We start from the raw sequence: 1,528 nt of genomic DNA, 5'->3' as shown, positions 1-1,528 counted from the left end.
GAATATAGCATAGCTTCTTTCCTTTTCATTTTTATAAAAGTAGAATACTTTTTTACTATTCTATCTCTATAGACAAATTAAGCCTTTTTTCATCATAATCGTAAAAAAACCGCGTTTTTTCTATATCTTTAGACGTATTGTTACAAACTTGTAATATAAAACCCACCATTTTGTCATGAGTTTGTTACATATTGCTGATAGAATAAGAGACAACTATTGGAAATAAAGGAGAAATATTAGATGAAAAAACACATTTTTACATTAGGGGCCACAGCTTTAGTATCAATTGGAATTGCAGACGCAGCATCAGCTGACACAGACACGCATAAAGTAAAAGCTGGAGAAACGTTATTCAGCATCTCACAGCAGCATAATGTAACAGTTGAAGACTTAAAAAAGTGGAATGGTCTTTCTTCGACATTAATTTATGCAAACCAAACACTACAAATTGGATCTACATCTACTGACTCTTCATCTAGTTCAACTCCAACTACGACATCTTCAAACCATACATATACAGTAAAATCAGGCGACACGCTTTATCGTATCGCTAAAAACAACGGTACTTCTGTACAGCAGCTAAAAGAGTGGAATAACTTATCTAGTCATTTAATTTATGTGAATCAAGTATTAAAAATAAGCGGAACAGGAACTGTTTCATCATCACCTTCAGCACCTGTACAAGAAAAAACAAACGAAACGCAAGCATCCCCGGCTCCTAGCAACAGTAAAAGTTACAAAGTTCAGCCTGGAGATACAATGTGGAGCGTAGCACAGCGACACGGCATTTCAATTTCTCAATTAAAACAGTGGAATAACTTATCGTCTAATACGATTTACATTAATCAAGTGCTACAAGTAGGCGGACAAGCTGCAACTCAAGCAAAACCATCAACGCCAGCGACTACTGCTCCTTCAACACCGTCGACTTCAACGCCGGCACCTGCTCCAGTGCAAGAAAGCAAGTCGGTTTCGAAAGAGATTACGGTTGAAGCAACAGCTTATACTGCTTACTGTGCAGGCTGCAGCGGAATCACTGCTACAGGCATCGACCTAWGGTCAAATCCTAATCGAAAAGTAATTGCAGTTGATCCTCGCGTGATTCCATTAGGTTCTCGCGTATACGTAGAAGGTTACGGAGAAGCAATTGCTGGAGATACTGGCGGTGCCATTAAAGGTACTCGCGTTGATTTATTTATGGCATCTCAAAGCTCAGCTTTAAATTGGGGACGCAAAACGGTAAAACTTCAAATTTTAGATTAATCACTAAAAGCAGAAGCGTGTTAGTCGCTTCTGCTTTTTAATTTTTTTTCAAACATAATCATATCGATAGCTTGCAAGCCATTCTCGTAAACCGGTGGAACGTACTGCAAAAAGAAATTCTTTTTGACACCCCTTTGATAAAAGCCTGCCTTTTTATAAAATGCTATGTTTTCAAGGCTGGAGTCCGCTGTTCCTACAATCATTTTAGAATATTGGTTACGTTTATACAGTACTTCTAACTTTTTAATGACTTTGCTGCCGATTC

2 protein-coding genes are annotated in these 1,528 nt (G+C 37.9%); one reads left to right on the top strand and one right to left on the bottom strand.

All coding sequences use genetic code 11. The annotated features are described in order from the left end of the window. Window positions 1–240: 240 nt before the first annotated feature. Window positions 241–1,263: a LysM peptidoglycan-binding and 3D domain-containing protein gene (locus AC1DRF_RS27360; RefSeq protein ID WP_477742231.1), complete on the top strand. Its 1,023-nt coding sequence runs from the start codon at window positions 241–243 to the stop codon at window positions 1,261–1,263. Between the two features lie 20 nt (window positions 1,264–1,283). Here AC1DRF_RS27360 and AC1DRF_RS27355 read toward each other — a convergent pair. Then, on the bottom strand, window positions 1,284–1,528 hold a 245-nt coding region (locus tag AC1DRF_RS27355), incomplete at its 5' end, for a GNAT family N-acetyltransferase (protein WP_477742230.1).

Source organism: Priestia sp. P5_B4, assembly GCF_056400385.1.
The sequence above is the reverse complement of the archived record's forward strand: the minus strand, read 5'-3'. Positions and strand labels throughout refer to the sequence as shown.